This window comes from Paracraurococcus lichenis (genome assembly GCF_030657435.1).
Lineage (GTDB): Bacteria > Pseudomonadota > Alphaproteobacteria > Acetobacterales > Acetobacteraceae > Paracraurococcus > Paracraurococcus lichenis.
In genome coordinates, this window is the sequence record NZ_JAUTWS010000461.1 from 1 (window position 1) to 500 (window position 500).

Annotated in this window: 1 pseudogene; it reads left to right on the forward strand. The window is 75.0% G+C overall.

Annotation, left to right across the window (positions count from 1 at the left end):
• Window positions 1–500, forward strand: a pseudogene (locus Q7A36_RS40800) (IS256 family transposase); the annotation flags it as partial.

The window sequence follows — 500 nt, forward strand, 5'->3', positions numbered from 1 at the left end:
CGAGAGCTTCGAGCGGCTGTGCCTGAGGGCGGGGTTGGAGGCGCTTGAGGCGATGTTGGAGGCCGATGCGGCGGCGCTGTGCGGCCCGCGGCACGGGCGGGGTGGAGAGCGGCAGGCGCAGCGCTGGGGCCGGACCCAGGGCCCGATCGGCTTCCATGGTGGCAAGGTCTCGGTGGCACGGCCGCGGGTGCGCGAGCGCGGTGGCCGGGAGGTGGTGCTGCCGAGTTGGGAGCAGGCGGTGGGCGAGGACTGGCTGGGGCGCTGGGCGATGAACCTGATGCTGCTCGGGGTCGCCACGCGCCGGTTCGGCCGGGCGGTTCGGCTGCCCGAGGGCGACGTGCCGGCGGGCCCGGGCGCGGGGGTGTCGAAGTCGGCCGCCTCGCGGCGCTTCGTCGCGCTCTCGGCGGAGCGGATGGCAGCCTGGATGGGGCAGGACCTGTCCGGGCTCGATCTGCTGGCCGTGCAGATCGACGGCATCCACGTCACCGAGGAGCTGGTCT